Genomic DNA, 531 nt, shown 5'->3' on the forward strand with positions numbered 1-531 from the left:
TAATAGGGCTCCTGCTGAAAATCCTATAACTTTCACCCCTTTATTAAGCATATGATCGATATAATTTTTGAACTCCTGATTGACATAAGTAGCTATATATTTTTCCGTATTTCCACCACCGATGATAATGACATCAGCATCTAGATAGCTATCAAAATCAATCTGCTCAGTGTCCAAGAGTAAGTAATCAGTGTTTAGGTTAGAAAAATGGCTTCGGAAAACTTCCGTGTACTTTTTCATATAGGGTTGCCAATTTTCTCGATAAACTGTAAAAATGACAATTCTTTCGATTTTCCTTGATGACACAATTTTTTTAACAATCGTATGGTTCTTTATCGGCGGATTTCCACCCATCAAAAAAATTTGTTCGTCCAATCTTTCACACTTTCTAAAGATACATAAAGTTTAAACAAGTTTATTCTCGTTTCGAAATTATAATTTTTTCTTAAAATGAATAATTCTATTTGCCTCCTGGAATCCAATATTGAGATGAAATCTTATAGAATCCGTATTCGTTAAAGTACAGTCACT

At 32.2% G+C, this 531-nt stretch carries 1 protein-coding gene and 1 pseudogene; both read right to left on the bottom strand.

Features of this window, described 5'->3' with window-relative positions; genetic code table 11:
- Positions 1-375: Type 1 glutamine amidotransferase-like domain-containing protein (locus tag HMPREF2704_RS11480; protein WP_256318008.1), on the bottom strand; the 375-nt coding region annotated here is incomplete at its 3' end.
- Positions 376-432: 57 nt separating this feature from the next.
- Positions 433-531: pseudogene (locus tag HMPREF2704_RS10705) on the bottom strand (GNAT family N-acetyltransferase); the annotation flags it as partial.

Source organism: Streptococcus sp. HMSC076C09 (assembly GCF_001837905.1).
Classification (GTDB): domain Bacteria; phylum Bacillota; class Bacilli; order Lactobacillales; family Streptococcaceae; genus Streptococcus; species Streptococcus parasanguinis_I.